General features: G+C 68.4%; 15 protein-coding genes. 6 read left to right on the top strand and 9 right to left on the bottom strand.

Going from position 1 to position 15,490, the window contains the following annotated elements:
• Nucleotides 1-208: 208 nt before the first annotated feature.
• From ABZV44_RS08800 to ABZV44_RS08790, 3 genes are all read right to left on the bottom strand, one after another.
• On the bottom strand, nucleotides 209-1,441 hold the full coding sequence (locus ABZV44_RS08800) for a hypothetical protein (RefSeq protein ID WP_354833559.1): 1,233 nt from the start codon (nucleotides 1,439-1,441) through the stop codon (nucleotides 209-211).
• Between the two features lie 156 nt (nucleotides 1,442-1,597).
• Nucleotides 1,598-2,254: a CHAP domain-containing protein gene (locus ABZV44_RS08795; RefSeq protein ID WP_354833558.1), complete on the bottom strand. Its 657-nt coding sequence runs from the start codon at nucleotides 2,252-2,254 to the stop codon at nucleotides 1,598-1,600.
• Between the two features lie 71 nt (nucleotides 2,255-2,325).
• The gene (locus ABZV44_RS08790; RefSeq protein ID WP_354833556.1) at nucleotides 2,326-6,093 is read right to left on the bottom strand and encodes a BTAD domain-containing putative transcriptional regulator; all 3,768 of its coding nucleotides are present in this window, start codon (nucleotides 6,091-6,093) and stop codon (nucleotides 2,326-2,328) included.
• Nucleotides 6,094-6,241: 148 nt separating this feature from the next.
• Between ABZV44_RS08790 and ABZV44_RS08785 the strand changes: the two genes are divergently transcribed.
• Complete coding sequence (locus tag ABZV44_RS08785) at nucleotides 6,242-6,718, top strand: hypothetical protein (RefSeq protein WP_354833554.1); 477 nt, start codon at nucleotides 6,242-6,244, stop codon at nucleotides 6,716-6,718.
• Nucleotides 6,719-6,722: 4 nt separating this feature from the next.
• Here ABZV44_RS08785 and ABZV44_RS08780 read toward each other — a convergent pair whose 3' ends face one another.
• From ABZV44_RS08780 to ABZV44_RS08770, 3 genes are all read right to left on the bottom strand, one after another.
• On the bottom strand, nucleotides 6,723-7,247 hold the full coding sequence (locus tag ABZV44_RS08780) for a hypothetical protein (protein WP_354833552.1): 525 nt from the start codon (nucleotides 7,245-7,247) through the stop codon (nucleotides 6,723-6,725).
• A 194-nt stretch (nucleotides 7,248-7,441) separates the two neighbouring features.
• Nucleotides 7,442-8,128, bottom strand: coding sequence for a GNAT family protein (locus ABZV44_RS08775; RefSeq protein ID WP_354833550.1), 687 nt, complete (start codon nucleotides 8,126-8,128; stop codon nucleotides 7,442-7,444).
• Between the two features lie 306 nt (nucleotides 8,129-8,434).
• Nucleotides 8,435-8,932, bottom strand: coding sequence for a nucleoside deaminase (locus tag ABZV44_RS08770; RefSeq protein WP_354833548.1), 498 nt, complete (start codon nucleotides 8,930-8,932; stop codon nucleotides 8,435-8,437).
• A 153-nt stretch (nucleotides 8,933-9,085) separates the two neighbouring features.
• On the opposite strand from ABZV44_RS08770, the gene ABZV44_RS08765 reads away from it, so the two are divergent.
• Nucleotides 9,086-9,916: a hypothetical protein gene (locus ABZV44_RS08765; protein ID WP_354833546.1), complete on the top strand. Its 831-nt coding sequence runs from the start codon at nucleotides 9,086-9,088 to the stop codon at nucleotides 9,914-9,916.
• On the opposite strand, the gene ABZV44_RS08760 is transcribed toward ABZV44_RS08765, so the two are convergent.
• On the bottom strand, nucleotides 9,917-10,513 hold the full coding sequence (locus ABZV44_RS08760; RefSeq protein WP_354833544.1) for a TetR/AcrR family transcriptional regulator: 597 nt from the start codon (nucleotides 10,511-10,513) through the stop codon (nucleotides 9,917-9,919). It abuts the gene before it with no gap.
• A gap of 148 nt (nucleotides 10,514-10,661) precedes the next feature.
• Between ABZV44_RS08760 and ABZV44_RS08755 the strand changes: the two genes are divergently transcribed.
• From ABZV44_RS08755 to ABZV44_RS08740, 4 genes are all read left to right on the top strand, one after another.
• Nucleotides 10,662-10,844, top strand: a complete 183-nt coding sequence (locus ABZV44_RS08755) for a hypothetical protein (RefSeq protein ID WP_354833542.1) — start codon at nucleotides 10,662-10,664, stop codon at nucleotides 10,842-10,844.
• A 117-nt stretch (nucleotides 10,845-10,961) separates the two neighbouring features.
• The gene (locus tag ABZV44_RS08750; RefSeq protein ID WP_354833540.1) at nucleotides 10,962-11,405 is read left to right on the top strand and encodes a hypothetical protein; all 444 of its coding nucleotides are present in this window, start codon (nucleotides 10,962-10,964) and stop codon (nucleotides 11,403-11,405) included.
• 94 nt (nucleotides 11,406-11,499) lie between these two features.
• Entirely contained in the window at nucleotides 11,500-12,228 is a 729-nt protein-coding gene (locus tag ABZV44_RS08745) for an NAD(P)H-binding protein (RefSeq protein WP_354833538.1), read from the top strand.
• Between the two features lie 53 nt (nucleotides 12,229-12,281).
• On the top strand, nucleotides 12,282-12,728 hold the full coding sequence (locus ABZV44_RS08740; RefSeq protein ID WP_354833537.1) for a hypothetical protein: 447 nt from the start codon (nucleotides 12,282-12,284) through the stop codon (nucleotides 12,726-12,728).
• 173 nt (nucleotides 12,729-12,901) lie between these two features.
• Here ABZV44_RS08740 and ABZV44_RS08735 read toward each other — a convergent pair whose 3' ends face one another.
• Together ABZV44_RS08735 and phoU are read right to left on the bottom strand one after the other, a co-directional pair.
• Entirely contained in the window at nucleotides 12,902-14,263 is a 1,362-nt protein-coding gene (locus ABZV44_RS08735) for an FAD-dependent oxidoreductase (protein ID WP_354833535.1), read from the bottom strand.
• 426 nt (nucleotides 14,264-14,689) lie between these two features.
• Nucleotides 14,690-15,394 carry a phosphate signaling complex protein PhoU gene (gene phoU, locus ABZV44_RS08730; protein WP_354833533.1) on the bottom strand — a complete coding sequence of 235 codons (705 nt, stop codon included), beginning with the start codon at nucleotides 15,392-15,394 and terminating at the stop codon, nucleotides 14,690-14,692.
• Nucleotides 15,395-15,490 lie beyond the last annotated feature (96 nt).

Here is a 15,490-nt window from a genome sequence, read left to right as displayed (position 1 = left end):
CTTGCGGCGTGCCCGGCGCACCTTCCCCGATGAAAACAAGATCATCCGTGCGCCGGGAGCCCTGAACGTGCCCTCATTTCACCATATTCACATTGGAATCGCCAGGCTCATCGAGCACATCGGCACCATATGTCACATCGGGGCGGAACCGGGCAACGACCGGCCGATGGCGAATCAACAGCTATCGAATTGCCGCGGGGCTGGGACCTCAGACGCGCGTCGAGTCCAGCCGGGCGCCCACATCGATGGTCCGGCGCGACACGTCGGCCACCTCGGCGCGCACGACCTTCGCGACCTGGGCAGCGATCTGCTTGCGCATGCCGGCCAGCTTGCCCAGCGCGGCCGCCCGCCAGCCTTCGGCGGTCATCTCCAGATCGATGTCGCGGGCGCGCGGCGGCACCGCGTCGATGACGATCAGCAACGGCTCGGCGGCACGCGCGGTGAGGGCCACCGGAACCTGCACCTCGGCCCGATAGCGGTTGGTCTTGAGCACGTCCACGGAGATGTCCAGGCTCACCGGAATGGTGAGGTCGAAGCGCACGAGCGCCGGATCGTGGGAATTCGCATGTGCCTCGGCCGCCACGGCCGCTGCCGCCGCGGATTCGGCCGCGGCATGGGGCAATTCGGCGATCCGCGGCTCGGGCACGGGCGTGACGGTGACCGGACCGGCGGCGGCGACCCTCGGTAGTCGCACACTGCCCTGCACCCAGACCTCGGCCTTGTTGCCCGGGCCGGTGCGCAGCGGGCCGACCTCGATGGGCTTGCCCGCCATCGATTCCACCACCTGCCGCACCCGTTCCGCGGTCACGATGCGCGCGAAGAACCGGCGGCCGAATTCGTCGTAGCCGATCCACTCGTGGGTGGGCCGCCCGCGGTAGGCCGAGCGGGTGCCGTCCATGATGGCCTGCACGTCGAAGGTGCGGCCGCGCTGCGAATCCGGGTCGGCCAGAATGGTATTGATGCGATTGGCGACCTCGCGCTGCACCAGTTTGGCGATCGGGTCCAGCAGCAGTTCCCAGGCGGTGCCGATGGCCTGCGCGCGCATGACGAAGCTGACGTCGCGCCCGGTAACCGGAGGAATGTCGATGACGATGAGCAGCGGATCGGCGGTGCGGGCGTGCATGCTGAGGTCGATCTCCACCACCGCCTCCAGCCGCAGCCGCTGCCCGCCGAGGGTGACGTCGACCCGCAGTTTCACCGGGAGCATGACGTCGAAGTGCACGTGCGGCCCGCGCCGGATGACGGTGGGTTTGCCGATGCTGCCCTTGGCCACGAACCGGGCGAGCCCGGCGGGCCCGATTCCGAAGGGGCCGATGGTGATTCCGCGCCCGGCCACGCTGGAGACCGCCGCTTCGATCCGGGTTTCCGTCACCGCCGCCGCCACGAAACGTTCGCCGAATTCGGCGTAATCGATCCAGGTCGGTTGGTCGGACGACGTCATCAGCTACTTTCGTCGGGCGGGGACCCCTGTCCTGCCGATGAGGGGGCAGCAGGACAGGGATCAATCGACGACGCTGCCGGGCGCCGCCGAAACCCATCGTAAGCGGAAGATGCGCTCAGTAGTACACCCCGCCCCGCGTGTTTCCAGAATGTGGAATCAGCGTGTTCCCAATCGCCCGAAGCCGACCAGCCCTGATGTGCCGGACGGTCGGAATTTGTGGATGGCGACACCGCCGGATTCACCGGCCTCATTGCCGCCCACCGTGGTGATGGTATCCGAATCCGCCGCGATAACGATATTCGTGTGCTGATGGAACACACTGGAATCCGAGTACATCACCACATCGCCGACCCGCGGTAGATATCCGTTGTTCGCCTGCTCGAAACGGTGCTGTCCCCGGTAGTACTCCTCCAGGGTGTACACGCCGGGAATCCGCCAGGATCCGGAATTCGGATTGCTCAACGGTTGTCCGGCCGCGCGCATCACCCAGCTGACGAAGTCGGCGCACCAGGGTTCGGCAATGCCCTCGGAGTATTTGTCCCTACCGCTCTGTTCGTCGAATTGCTGTCGCAGAACATCGACCACCTGCGCCTGCCCGGGACTCAACCCGGCGAAATCGACCTGCGGAAAGTCGTGCAGCAGACGCCCGTCCAGCTCCGGCGGGCCGTAGGGCTCCTCGTGCCGGTGCTGCTGCCACCACCGCACGCCGAGCACTCCCCCGGCACTCAGCGCCGAAATCACCACCAGCGCAACGGCGCTCACCACCAGCCAGCGCCGCCGTCTGCGCTGCGGGCGCTCGAGCTCGACTGTCATACGGTCCTCCCCCGTTCCGGCCGGCCGTCGGCCTTACCGGTAAGGACGTTCCACCCGGCCGCGGAGTTCCCTCAGGGTCGGCGCACCAGCCGGCTGCGGCCCATCGGTCCGAGGCGGCCGGCCTGCATGAGCCCGACGCCCCGGGGTGCGAGTTCGGCCAGCTCGGATTGCAGTCTGTCCTGCAGTTCCTCGGCGGCGGCGCGGTGACCGGCGGCCCGCTCGTGGTCGTCGAGGTAGGTGGCCAGCTCGGCGAGGATGCAATCCATGGGCCCGAGCACCGAGGCGCCGGTCTCCAGACCGCAGACGGTGCCCGAGTACGGCAGCAGCTGCTGGTAGACGCCCAGCGCCATGACCGGATCCTCGAGGGCGATGGCGAGGCGGGCCTTCACTCCGGTGAAGGTGGACCAGAACTGCGGGGCCAGTGGAGGTGCGGCGGCCAGCACGCGACGGGCCTCCTCCGGGCGGCCCGAATGCACCAGGGCCAGTGCGTAACCGTGGATGAACAGCTCCGGTTTGAGGGCGGTGCGCTCGCGCAGATCGTTCAGGTAGACGGACATGTCGTTGCGCAGCCAGCCGATGGAGACGGCGATGCCGACATGCAGCGCATTGCCGTCGCGGGTCGGTTCGGCCGCGCCCTCGCCGGAGTGCGCCACCAGGTGGTCCAGTTCGCCGGAGCCCTCGCCGAGCAGGCGCAGCACCTCATCGGTATTGCCGCGCAACAGTTCCAGCACCATGCCGAAGGGCGCGATGGCGTCCAGCAGGTGCCGCAGCTGTCCGTCGGTGGCGTATTCGCCGGCCCGCCCGGCGTGTTCGGCGGCGGCCACCAGGTCGGCGTCGGCCAGGGTGGCGCGGAACAGCAGATAGTGTGCGAGCGCGCGGAATTCGGTGAGTTCGGCTGCGGTGGACACCTCGAGCAGCCGGGTCGCATACCGTTCGAGGTCGTGGGCGCGCAGGAAGCCGCCCGCCGCGAACGCCGCGAACGCCTGCGCGTTGAGCACCGTGCACAGCAGGTCCGGGTCGTCGAGCGGTTCGGCCAGGGCCATGGCCGAACCGGCCAGGATGCGGGCCGCCGAGGGTTCCTCGACGGCGCGATCGAAAACGGCGGTGACATGCAACAGAATTCGCGTGCGCACCGGCAGCCCGGTATCGGCACAGGCCAGGCGCAGCGGTTCGCGGATGCGCGGGTCCGGGGTGTGCCAGTCGTGCACCGACCAGATGAGCGGCGTCGGCCAGCAGGTGACCGCGTGCGCGAGCAACTCCGTCCCGCCCGGCGATGACGCTGTGCCGCCGAGTGATTCGGCCAGATCGAGTGCCTGCTCGCGGGCCGCCCGCGCGGCGATGTGCTGCCCGTCGTAGGCCAGTGCCACCACCAGCTCGCAGCGCGCCTCGAGCACCGCGAGCCGATCCGCGCGCGCGGCTCCCGCGCCGGTGTGCCCGGCCAGATCGTGCAGCGCGAGTACCGATCGCCAGCGCCGCACGGCATCGGCGCGCATCCGCCGCTCCACGCACCGCCGCGCCGCCGCGCGCACGTATGGCAGAGCCACCGTGGCGGTTTCGGCATCCGCCCCCAGCGCCGCGTGATGTGCCAGCGCGTCGATGTCCCGCCCGCCCGGTACGTATACCGCATCGTGCGCGGAACTTGTTCCGGCGTAAGCGAACTCGGTGATTCGGCTACGGCCCGGCGGTGCCGCCGTGCCGGGGTCCGCGATGCTCGCGGCGTCCGGTTCCGTCTGCCCGGTCGACGAGTCCGTGGCCACCTCGTCGGCCCCGCGGAGGGCCGCGAGCGTCCGGTCGGTGCGACGCGCGGCCCTGGGCCGTGGCGACCCGAGGAGCGCCGCGACCAGGTGATCGGCTCCCCACAGCGCACTGAGCACTCGATTCCCCATGCCCGGAAGGACTTCCGTCCCGGCCTGGGCGTCGGATCGGCGCTCGTCCTGGCCGGGCGCGACCACCGCGCGGGTCGAGCCCGGCACTGCCGGGCCCGGTTCCGGGTCGCTGCGCAGGTATTCGAAGGCGGCCCAGTGCATTCGGGTGCGGCGCAGGGTGGGGAGGTCGTAGTAGACGGTTTCGCGGACCAGGGCGTGGTCGAAGGTGACGCGGCCGGCCCGGTCGGTGCGTAGCAGGCGCGCGGATTCGGCGGTGGCGATCAGGTCGATGACGGTGTCGGCGGGGCGGCCGGCGGAGGCGGCGAGGGTGGTGATGTCGCTGTCCTCGCCCCAGACCGAGAGGTGGCGCAGCAGGTCCACGACGTCGGCGGGGAGCTGACCGATACGCCGGCCCAGCAGGTCGCGCACACTGTCGGGCAGGCCGTCGGTGGTGCCCTGGGTGGCAACGAGTTTGGCGAGTTCGCGCACGAACAGCGGGTTGCCGCCGGTGCGGCGGCGTAGCAGTTCCACGGTGCGGTCGTCGGGGGCGGCGAGCCCGGCGGCGGCCGCGGCGCGACGGGTGCCCGCCATATCGAGGCCGTCGAGTTCGAGGCGGTCGGCGGTGAACAAGGCCAGGGCGGCGGCGGTGTCGCGGACGCCCGCGCCCGCCTCGGTGCCGCGCAGGGTGGCGACGATGAGGATCGGGCGGTCCCGCAGCCAGTTCACCACCTGCCGCAGCACCTGCAGGGTGGCGGTATCGGCGCCGTGCACGTCCTCGAGCACGATGGCGATCGGTCTCCCGGCCGAGCGTTCGCGGCAGGAGCGGACCACGCGCCGGGCCAGCGTGAAAGCATCGGCGGCGGTGAAGGTTTCGGGGTCGGCGGCGTCGAGGCCGGTGAGTACCTCGGCCCAGGCCCAGGCGGGCGGCGCGGACTCGACCTCGGGGCAGCGGCCGAACACGGTGGTCCAGCCGCGGTCGCCCAGGTGTGTGGTGAGGGCGGTGGCGAGGGTGGTCTTCCCCGCGCCGGCCTCACCGGAGAGCCAGACCAGCCGGACGTGCCCGGCGGACGCGGCGTCGGCGGCGGCCAGCACGGCGGCGCGCTGTGCGGCATATCCGCTGTCCGGCAAGGGTTCCGGATCGGGCAGCGGTTCGGGTTCGGCGGGCCGCACGGGTACGGGCGGGGTGACCGTCTCGGTGTCCACCGAGTGGGTGAGGATGGCGGTCTCCAGATCCCGCAGTCCCGGACCGGGATCCACCCCGAATTCCAGGGTGAGGAAATCGCGGCTGCGGCGCACCGTGGCGAGTGCGTCCAGCGACTGTCCCAGTCGGTACTGGGCGACGGCCAGCAGCCGCGCGCATTCCTCGCGTCCGGGATGCTCCTCCAGGATGGGCCGCAGCGCCAGCACCACCTCGGCGGGCCGGTTCAGTTCCAGCGCCGCCTGGGCTCGCAGTTCGGCGGCGGTCAGCCGCAGGGCCTGCAGGCGGGCGGCTTCCTGCGCCGCCCAGGGCATTCCGGGGAAGGATTCGAAGGCGCCGCCGTGCCAGCACGCCAGGGCGGCGTCCAGCACCCGCACCTGCTCCAGCGGGTCCGGTCGCCCGGCGGGGTCGCGCATGGCGGCCTCGTGCCCGTGCAGCAGTTGTTCGAAGTGCCAGGAATCCACTTGGGACGGCTCGAGATTGAGCGCGTACCCGTGTGATTCGGACACGATGACGCGCGAGTGCGCCCGGCGCGGCCGGTCCGGCTCGAAGACCCGGCGCAGATTGTGGATGTACACCTGCAGCGCGGCAACGGCTTTGGCGGGCGGGTCACCGTGCCAGAGGTCGTCGATGAGCCGTTCGGTGGGAACCACCCGGCCACCTGCGGCGACCAGTCGTCCCAGCACGGCGCACTGCATGGGCGCGCCCGGAGGCACGCGCTGACCGTCGATGCTGATGTGCAGTGGGCCCAGCACCCCGATGCGTATGAGCGCCATGTCGCAGTGCGACCCCCGTACCCACTTCGAATAAAACCAAACAGAATCCTCTCAATATGACAGAAATTCTGCGACAGTACCCAGTCTTGTGACGGGGCTTAACTCGATACGAAGACGCTCCGAAGAGTTGTCCCGCACACTGCCTAGGGTGTTCGACCCCTCCCCGCCGCCGGACGCCGATCTCGCGGTCCTGCACAGCCTTCCGCATCCGGCCTGCCTGCACGACGGCTGCTACGACGTGGTGGCCGCGAACGAACCCTTCCGGAACCTGTTTCCGGGCACCGGTCCGGGCGCGAATCTGATGACGGCGATCCTGCTGGAACCCATGGCCCGCTACCGGCTGGGCGACTGGGAGGCCGAGGCGCAGGTCATGGTGTCGGCCTTCCGGTCCGCCGCCCCCGGCCTGCGGCCGGACCGGGTCGAGGAGATCGTCAATCTGGCGCGCCGCTCCCCCGACTGGGATCGCTTGTGGCACAGCCACGTCGTCCCCCCGGAGCCGCGCGAGCGCACGGTGCTGATGAACGATCCGGTGACCCGCCGGGAACGCCGGATGTACGTGCAGACCTTCGAGTTCCAGTCACCGCAGCGACCGTGGTGGCTGCTGACGGTGGTGCCGTTCGACTAGCCGGTCAGGCCTCGGCGGCCGGGACCTCGAACCAGCCGTCCTCGGGTTCGGCATAGCCGTGGTACATGAGCGGTATGCGCCGGTCCACGCCGAAGTGCCGATAGACCGCCAGCATCGTGCTGCGCACGGCGTAGTCATGGAAGTCGTCGATGCGCCGCGGGCCGAGCCAGTGCTCCGGGAGCAGTGCGAGCCGGGTCATCTCGTCCGGATCGTCCATGTCCAGGCCGATGGGGCCGGGGTCGACGATGAAGTGATCGTGCAGCACCGCGTGCACATCGTGCGGGTCGTGCTGCCCGGCCGCTAAGGCGAGGAAGCGGGTGCGGATGGCGGGCGAGCCGTGCTCCTGCAGCCACTCGATGAGATGCGGGTTGGGGCGCGGAATCGACCTCGCGGACAACGGGGTCTGCTCCACCAGGTGCAGGATGCTGGCGCCGGGCACGCGGGGTTCGGGGACGAGGAAGAGGCTGAGCACGGGGGATCCGGACAGACTGTCGCAGAGGCAGACCTTGGTGCGCATGGGGTCGGTCATGCGCCACTCCTTACACGGGAGGGGTTGCTGGCTTCGTCATCCGAATCGTGCCGGCTCGCCGAGTTACCAGACTCGGACAGATCTCTCCTCGACGCCCGACCGGTGCAACACCCGGAATTATAGTCTCCGGGCACCGATCAGACCGACCGGTCTGACGGTCGATCCGATCGGTGCCCGGTTGCCGTACCGCCCGGTTACGCGCCCACCAGACGGCTGCGCGAGCCCTCTCGGGCCGGCAGCGCCGCCAGCTGGCCCTCGATGGTGGCCCGGACAGTCGGCCACTCCTCGTCCAGGATGGAGTAGAAGGCGGTGCTGCGCACCTCGCCGTCCAGCCCGCGCGAGTGCGCCCGGCGCACTCCGTCGCTGGTGGCGCCGAGGCGCTCGATCGCCAAGCGGGACCGCAGATTCCGGACATCGGCCCGCATGGCGATGCGCCGCACCCGCCACACGTCGAAGGCGTGCTGCAGCAACAGCAGCTTGGACTCCAGATTGATGCCGGCGCCGCGCGCCTGCGGAGACAGCCAGGTGTTCCCGATCTCGGCGGCGTCGGGCACTGCGAGCAGGGGATCTCCTGTCGGCATGCCGTGCACCAACGGCCACACCACCGGGCCCTGCCAGTAGTCGAAACGGGTGAATCGGGTCGAGCCCAGCACCCGTCCACTGGCGACGGCGATGATGGCGAAGGCCAGCGAGGTTCCCGCGGCATGCCCGGAAAGGGCCTGAGCGATGTATTCCAGCGCCTCGTCCACACCGTGTGGGACAGGCGTGAACGCGTACGCATCGCGATTCCCCGCAGCAGCCTCCGCAATACCCGAAGCATGCTGCGGCGCAAGGGGTTCCAGCCGTACCAGACGGCCGGTCAGAGTTACGGGTACGGGCACGTTCCCTCGATCTTTCGGAAGGGGTCGGGGGCTCGCGTCAGGCAATGGCCGCCCCGGCCACACACTCCGGAATCGACGAACCAGCCCTGGCGCGCCAGTAGCAGCATCGGATAGTGGGATGAACGATAGCGGAACACCAGCGCACGGCGCTGCAGGCGGCATGTAAATTTCATGCGCTCTACCGCGCGTCGCGCGGGTTATTTCACAGGTGTCTTACAGCCTTTTCCGGCACGGCCATCCGCTACCTGCCGGCGACCCCCTTTCGGGCTGCCGGAAATGCGAATACCTATGCGGTGGAAGGTATTACTACGCCGGTCTTCCCCGCCAGAAACCGTCGTGTACCGCCCTGGCCTCCGCGAGCTCGATCGGACCGATGACCGACAGTGCGCGCTGACCGGCGGCGAATACCGCACGGCAGGGCAGCGCCATGGTCGGGTTCTCGGGATCCGCACCGGTCAGGGCCAAGAGCTGGTCCTCGCCGAGTGCATAAACCACCCGCCCGATATTTCCCCAGTAGATCGCCCCCGCGCACATTGCGCAGGGTTCGGTACCGGTGTAAAGCGTGCAGCCGCGCAGAAACTCGGCGTCATAGGCGGCGCTCGCCAGCCGCACCAGATTCGTTTCCGCATGTCCCGTCGCGTCACGCGCGGTGATCACCGTGTTCTCCGCCTCCAGCAACACCCTTCCCCCGGGCTCGGCCAGCACCGCCCCGAATGGATGATTGCCGTGCTCACGCGACCGCCGCGCAATGCCGACAGCCGTCAGCAGATTTTCCATATCCCGCTCGCTGAGCGATTCGACCACCCGAACACCTTGCCACACAACCACTTCGGCGCCACCGGAGGGGTTCGAAGATCGCCGGGAGGCGGGTCGCGGCCACAAACGCGGGTACCTCTTGCTTTTAGCAGGCACCCCACCCATGCTTAACGCTAGTTCAACTAGCTTTAGGGAGGCGACATGGCGGGCGTGGAGGAACAGCGGAGCACGGCGGATCCCCTCGCGATCCAGGTGGTCATCGGCGGCGAATGGATGTCCCGCGACCGGGTACTGGCATGGGAGTCACGCCGCACCCGCGCGGTGCTCGCGAAATTCGAGACCCGGCTCGGGCCGCGGGGATTCGCCGAACTCGCGCCCGCGCACACCGCCGCCGACCTGCGGCACGCGACGCTCGACCGGCAGCGGGCGGCACTCACGAGTTTGAAGATGCGACTGGGGCACGCTGGGATCTACGCCATGCTCGGGCGGGAGCTGGCGTTCTCCGAGCGAGCTGCCCGGATCGGCGTCGCGGCGAGCCGGGGCCGGACCAGGCACAGTGCCGTCCGGGTCGAAGTGCCGAACTACTCCGCCGCACGTTTCGCGGCCTGGTTCGACACCCTGACCGCGAGCAATGCCGAGGCCGATATGGTCGACGCGTGCCCGGACCACTACCTGCTGCGCGGCTTGCCCGATGGCCGGCAGGAAGTCGTCGAAACCACCGGCGGCTCACCGACGGTCACCAGATTCCTGGTCGATTACACCTCGACGGACGCGCTGACCATTCCGGCCGACCCCGGCTATCCGATCCAGCTCGCGGGGCACGCGGTACTCGACGACGGCCTGATCATCGGTGGTGTGCGCCATCAATTCCGGGATCGGGACGGCGGGATGGAGGCCCTGCTGACCGTGCAGTTCCCGGGGGTGTTTCCCGCCCGGCTGATTCGCGAACACCAGTGGCACCTGGCCACGGAGTTCAGTAATTGGATGATCGCGGCGGCCCCGGTCGCGGCCGGATCGTCGCCGATGCGGTGATCACGGCCGCGGACCGGCGAGCGCACCGTCGAGCACCAGGTCGACGAGGCGGACGCACAGCTGCGGGTCGATCGGTTCCCGGGTGACCAGCGTGCGGAATTGCAGTGGCGCGATCAAGGTTTCGAGCAGCAGCCGCGGGTCGGTCCCGGCGGGCAGCTCGCCGCGGTCGACGCCGCGCTCGACGATCGGCCGGGTCAGGTCGAGCCGCGTGGTCCAGAACGTCTCCCGCACGCGCGCCCACCGCGGTTCGCCGCCGCTGAACGACAGCGCCTGATTGAGCGCCCGGCCGTGCGGCGTGCCGAGGTAGGCCGCGACGGCATCGAGCAGTGCGTAGAGGTCGGTCCGGATCGCCCCGGTATCGGGCACCGGTATCCGCTGTTCGCTGTAGCTGAGCAGGGTGTCGATGATCAGCTCGTCCCGGCTGCCCCAACGCCGATAGATCGTCGTCTCGTGCACCCCCGACGACGCGACCACATCCGATACCGCGAACTCGCCTACCCCCTTGTCCGCCAGCACATTCAATGCCGCTTCGAGCACGGCCTCCCGCACCCGGGCGGATCTGCCGCCCGGCCGCCGCCGAACCTCACCCTCCGTCACCGAACCTCCACAAACACAAGCCGAACTGGCGTTAGCAGTGTAGGCCGGGGGGTTGTCGCCGGGAGATCATCGGCGGAAGATCGATTGGGCAGCTGTTCCGGGTCGGGGTCTGAACCACCATCGCTCATCCAAGGAACGGAGCTCGGAAATGAAGACCACAATTGCCTCGATAATCGCCGCGACCGGCATCGCCATGTCGCTCGCCGGGCTGGCCGCTCCTACCGCATCGGCCGCCCCGCCCGCACCCGTGCCGGTCACCGACACCGTCGGCTCGGTCACGTTCTGCTTCGGCGTCCCGCTGGGCTTCATCATCTTCAACATCTGCATCTGACGCGCAGAGCGAGGTCACGGCCCAACCGCGCACCGCGCGGTGGGCCGCTCGCTCGGACGCGGCCATTTCTCGCCGGTCTCCGAAATAACTGTCGCACAACGCCTTCAACTGCGACCGATGCACATCGGATCCGAGCCGAGTGGCATTCCGAAGCTGGATCGACCTTTCACGACCGTGGAACGCAGCCCGGTGATCTACCCGCGGCAGGCTGGAGCGCCTGCTCGCCTCGCGGCATCACACGAACTCGACCGCACCGCCACCGATTTGCCGCGGGGCGCGTCGACCTCGTGCTCGAAGGAGCGGATCACAAGGAGGTCGCACCGTGATCACGGGTACGCGGCGAGTGGCATTGGCGACAGGGGCCGGCAGCGCTGGGCACCGCCAAATCCGCACTCGCGCGGTTCGCTCGTTACCTCGCCCAGGGAGACTTTCATCGCGCCGTATTTCACCACCGACGGCCGCGCCGACCTCACCGTCGGCGATACCGCGATCACTGCGGTAGCCAACGAACTCGGGGTGCCCGTCACCGTCACCGCGGCCGACTTCTACCGCGCCACCTAGCAGCCGGAAGCGGCGACGTCGAGACGTATTCGGCGGAACCACAACAGGTTTCACGAAACCAGACAGGTCGATACACCGCCCGGAAGGACATCTCATGAAACTCGCAGTCATCGGCGGCACCGGACTGATCGGATCGCAGGTCGTCGAGGATCTGAACGCCGCCGGACACCAGGCGATACCGCACTCGCATTCCACCGGTGTCGACGTCATCAGCGGCAACGGATTGAACGAAGCCCTGGCCGGTGCCGACGTCGTCGTCAACCTGACCAATTCCCCGACCTTCGACGAGGCCTCTCCGGCCTTCTTCCAGACCTCCATGGACAACCTCCTGACCGCTGCCCGCAGCCAGGGCGTGGGCCATTTCGTCATCCTGTCGATCATCGGCGCGGACCAGGTGCAGGACCTGGACTACTACCGGGCAAAAGTGCTGCAGGAGAACATCCTGGCGGCCGGGTCGATCCCCTATTCCATCGTCCGGGCCACACAGTTCATGGAGTTCATCGACGCCGTGCTGTCATGGACCACCGACGGCGACACCGTCCGACTGCCCACGACACCGATCCAGCCGATCGCCGCGAAGGACGTCGCCGCCGCGGTAGCAGAAGTCGCGACCGGCGCCCCGCTGAACGGCGCCCGCCACATCGCCGGACCCGACATCTTCCCCCTCGACGAACTGGGCCGAATCACCCTGGCCCGCAAAGGCGACAGCCGAACCGTAGTCACCGACCCCACCGCCGGCATGTTCGCCATGGTCAAAGGCGACGTCCTCACCGATAAAAACGCCCACCTCGCCCCCACCCACTACGCCGACTGGCTCTCCTGACTCACTTACGCGACGAACAGCAGCACCCAAACGGATCAGGTAGCAAACTACCCGTGACCGACCGCACCCGCTGCGGCACAGTTGGGGTCGACGATCGGAACAATTCGAAGGAGTGCGAACTGATGAAGATCTCCGGACCGGTGATCCGGGCGGCGATCACACTCGTCTTGCTGGGATTCACCGCGTGGTGGCTGGGGGTAGTGGCCAGCGACCTGGACGTCCCGCCGGCCAGAAACAGCGCCGGAGATGTCGTGGACTCCTATCAACGCGCCAAAGACATTCTGCTGGTTGTGCTTCCGCTGCTGACATCCGCGCTCGGCTACTGGTTCGGCGTGGCCGGCCGGGCTCAGGCCGAAGCCAAGGCGGTCCAAGCCGACGCCGCGGCGGAGAGAACGAATCTGCAACTCAAAACCGTGCTCGACACCAGCACCGAGCCTGGTCTCCTCGACAAGGCACGACGGCAGTACCCCGAGGCCTTCGACCCGACATCGCGGCGGTGAGGAAGTCAACGGCACGGACCACGCCGCTCGGCTCGAATTCCAGCGGCCGGTGCGGAAACCTGGCCGTGGGCGAGTAGTCGACCACTCGTCCCGAGGCGCAGATCCGAAGGCGCTGCTGTGGCCGGCGAACGCGGGAACGCCTCTGCCGCACAAGAGCTTCCGGTCGGCCGGCCTCAGACCGCGGCGAGTTCGTGCTGCAGCACTTCGCTCGCGGCGCGTTCACCCGAGCGAATGGCTCCGTCGACCCAACCGCACATGACGGCCGAGCTCTCGGTTCCGGCCCAGTGGATACGGCCGCACGGTTCGCGCAGCGTACGGCCGAACTGGGTGAGCACACCGGTCGGCGTGTGACTGAGCATCCCGCCACCGGAATAGCGCTCGGAACTCCAGTCCTGCTCGATGTAGTCGACCGGGACACCGGCTTTTTCGCCGAATCGCGTGACCAATTCGCGGAGTATCGCCGTCCTGCGTTCGGCGGGATCGAGTCGACCGATCTGCCGTGCGATGGGCCCCTCGGAAATGACGCACAGGACCCCGGGACGCCCGGCGTCGGTGCAGCCGTCGATGGTGACGGTGGCCGGCGATCCCGGCGCGGCCGACTGACCCGACAATCCGTCGCGCCGCCAGAACGGCTCGTCGTACAGGACGGAAATCTTGATGACCGAGCCACTGGGCACCCGCTGATGCAGGAGCGAGCGATCGACCGGCAACATCGGCTCGTACCGGATCTGACCGGCGATCGCCAGAGGGACGGCCACGATCGCCCGACGGGCGCGCACCGTCGATCCATCCGCATGCACACTCACCCCGGCGGCGTCCTGCTCGATACTGCGCACCGGCTGCGACAGGTGGATCGAGTCGCCGAGCTGGGCCGCCATCGGCCCGTAGATCGCACCCATGCCCCCGATCGGCCGGGCGTCCTGGGCGCCGCCCTTGACGCCGAATACGAAGTTGGGCCCGCCTCCCGATGCCATCTGATGCAGTGCGAAAAGCATCGACACTTCCGAGGCGGCCGAGGTGTAACTGCCCGCGATGGCGGTCTCGAGCAGATCGTGGGCGGGCTTGGACCAGACGGTGCGATCCAGCCACTGCGCCAGGCTCATCCGATCCCACTTGTCGGCCTTCTTCGCCTCCCACGGCGCCTCGAGCGGGATCGACTTGCACATGTGCCCCAGCTCGACAAAGCTCGCGCCGAGATTCATCGACGCCCAGGGGCTCATCGTCCACGGGATCGTGCCGCTGTAGCGGTACTGCTTGCCGTCGACGACCATCATGGCCTCACCGTCGGTGTACTGCTGGTAACTCCGTACCCCGAACTCGTTCATCAAGGCCCGGATGCGGTCCTGTCCCGGCCCTATCCAGGCACCACCCCGGTCGATCCAGCAACCGTCCGCGCGCACCTCGGTGAATGTGCGCCCGCCGAGCCGGTCGCGGGCTTCCAGCACCACCACCGATCGCTCCGCCTGCTTCAGCCGCAACGCAGCCGTCAATCCCGCGAATCCGCCACCGATCACGCAATAGTCGAAGTCCGTCATCGAGAGAACCGCCTTCGTCTCGAAGTGCTCCTGGCCACGGCTGGGCCACGGCGCTGCCCGCACCCACGACTTCACGGATGCGAACCGCCTCCGATCAGACCCACACCCAAGTCGGCAATTCTATAGCAAACTACATGGGCGGATCGGGCCAACGAAGGTCATGACAATCGCGCATGAGTTTGCCGGGACAGCAACATTCGCCGATCGCAGTTGAACAGAGTTGAGTAGGCCGGAGCACGGCGCGGGCTTCCGCTGCTACCGCGGCAATCTTCAAGCCGCGAACGCACGATAACGCCGCATCCCGCGCGGTTCGAATCGGCCAGAGTGGACGTGGCCGGCAGCGAGACCGGCTGCGGCCCAGGACATCCTCTTCCGCCAATTGTGCGATGTTGGACAAGCATTCCGTGTCAGAGGTCTCGCGCTCGGTCAGGTGTCGAGTGATTGCCGATCGGCGAGCCAGGTCTGTGGGTTTTCGCCGGTGGCCAGAAAGATGGTGCGGCGTCCGACTTGCACGGCGTGATCGGCGAACCGCTCGTAGTAGCGGGCGAGCAGAGCGAGATCGACAGCGGCAGTGACCCCGTCGCGCCAGTCCGGACCGAGCACCCTGGCGAACAGTTCGCGGTGCAGTTCGTCCATCACGTCGTCCTGCTGATCGAGTCGCGCGGCGTCTTCAGGATCGCGGGACTCCAAAACCGCTGCGGCGCTGGTGACTATGGCAACCGCAGCCGCACCCATGCTCGCGACAATCGGGCGGACCGAGTCCGGGACGGCAGGGCCGGGGTGCCGGCGCCGGGCGGTTCTGGCGATGTGGCTCGCCAGGGTGCCCATGCGGGCGAGGTCGCCGACGAGCTGGAGGGCGGTCACGACCTGGCGCAATTCACTGGCCACCGGGGCTTGCCGGGCCAGAAGACCAACGGCGGCCTGTTCACAGTGATCACGCATGGTCTCGATCTCCGCGCACACGTCGATAGCGTGCTCGGCCTGTTCGATGTCAGCGTCGAGCAACGCGTTCGTCGCCGACGCCACCGCGTCGCGATCACGCAGACTCATCGCCACGAGCAGGGTGGCGAGACGAGCGAGATTCGCGTGATACTCAGTCCGCATGGCTCCATCTTCGTCGAACCACGACAATTGCGCTGACCAGCAGAAATAAGCTGACGACGGGGCTCGGTGAATGTCTCCACTGCCCGCCGACACGCACCGAGCACCCCACCGGACATACCGCGT

The organism is Nocardia sp. NPDC004860, from assembly GCF_040609015.1.
Taxonomy (GTDB): domain Bacteria; phylum Actinomycetota; class Actinomycetes; order Mycobacteriales; family Mycobacteriaceae; genus Nocardia.
Note: the sequence above shows the minus strand (reverse complement) of the source record. Positions and strands in the feature narration are given on the sequence as shown.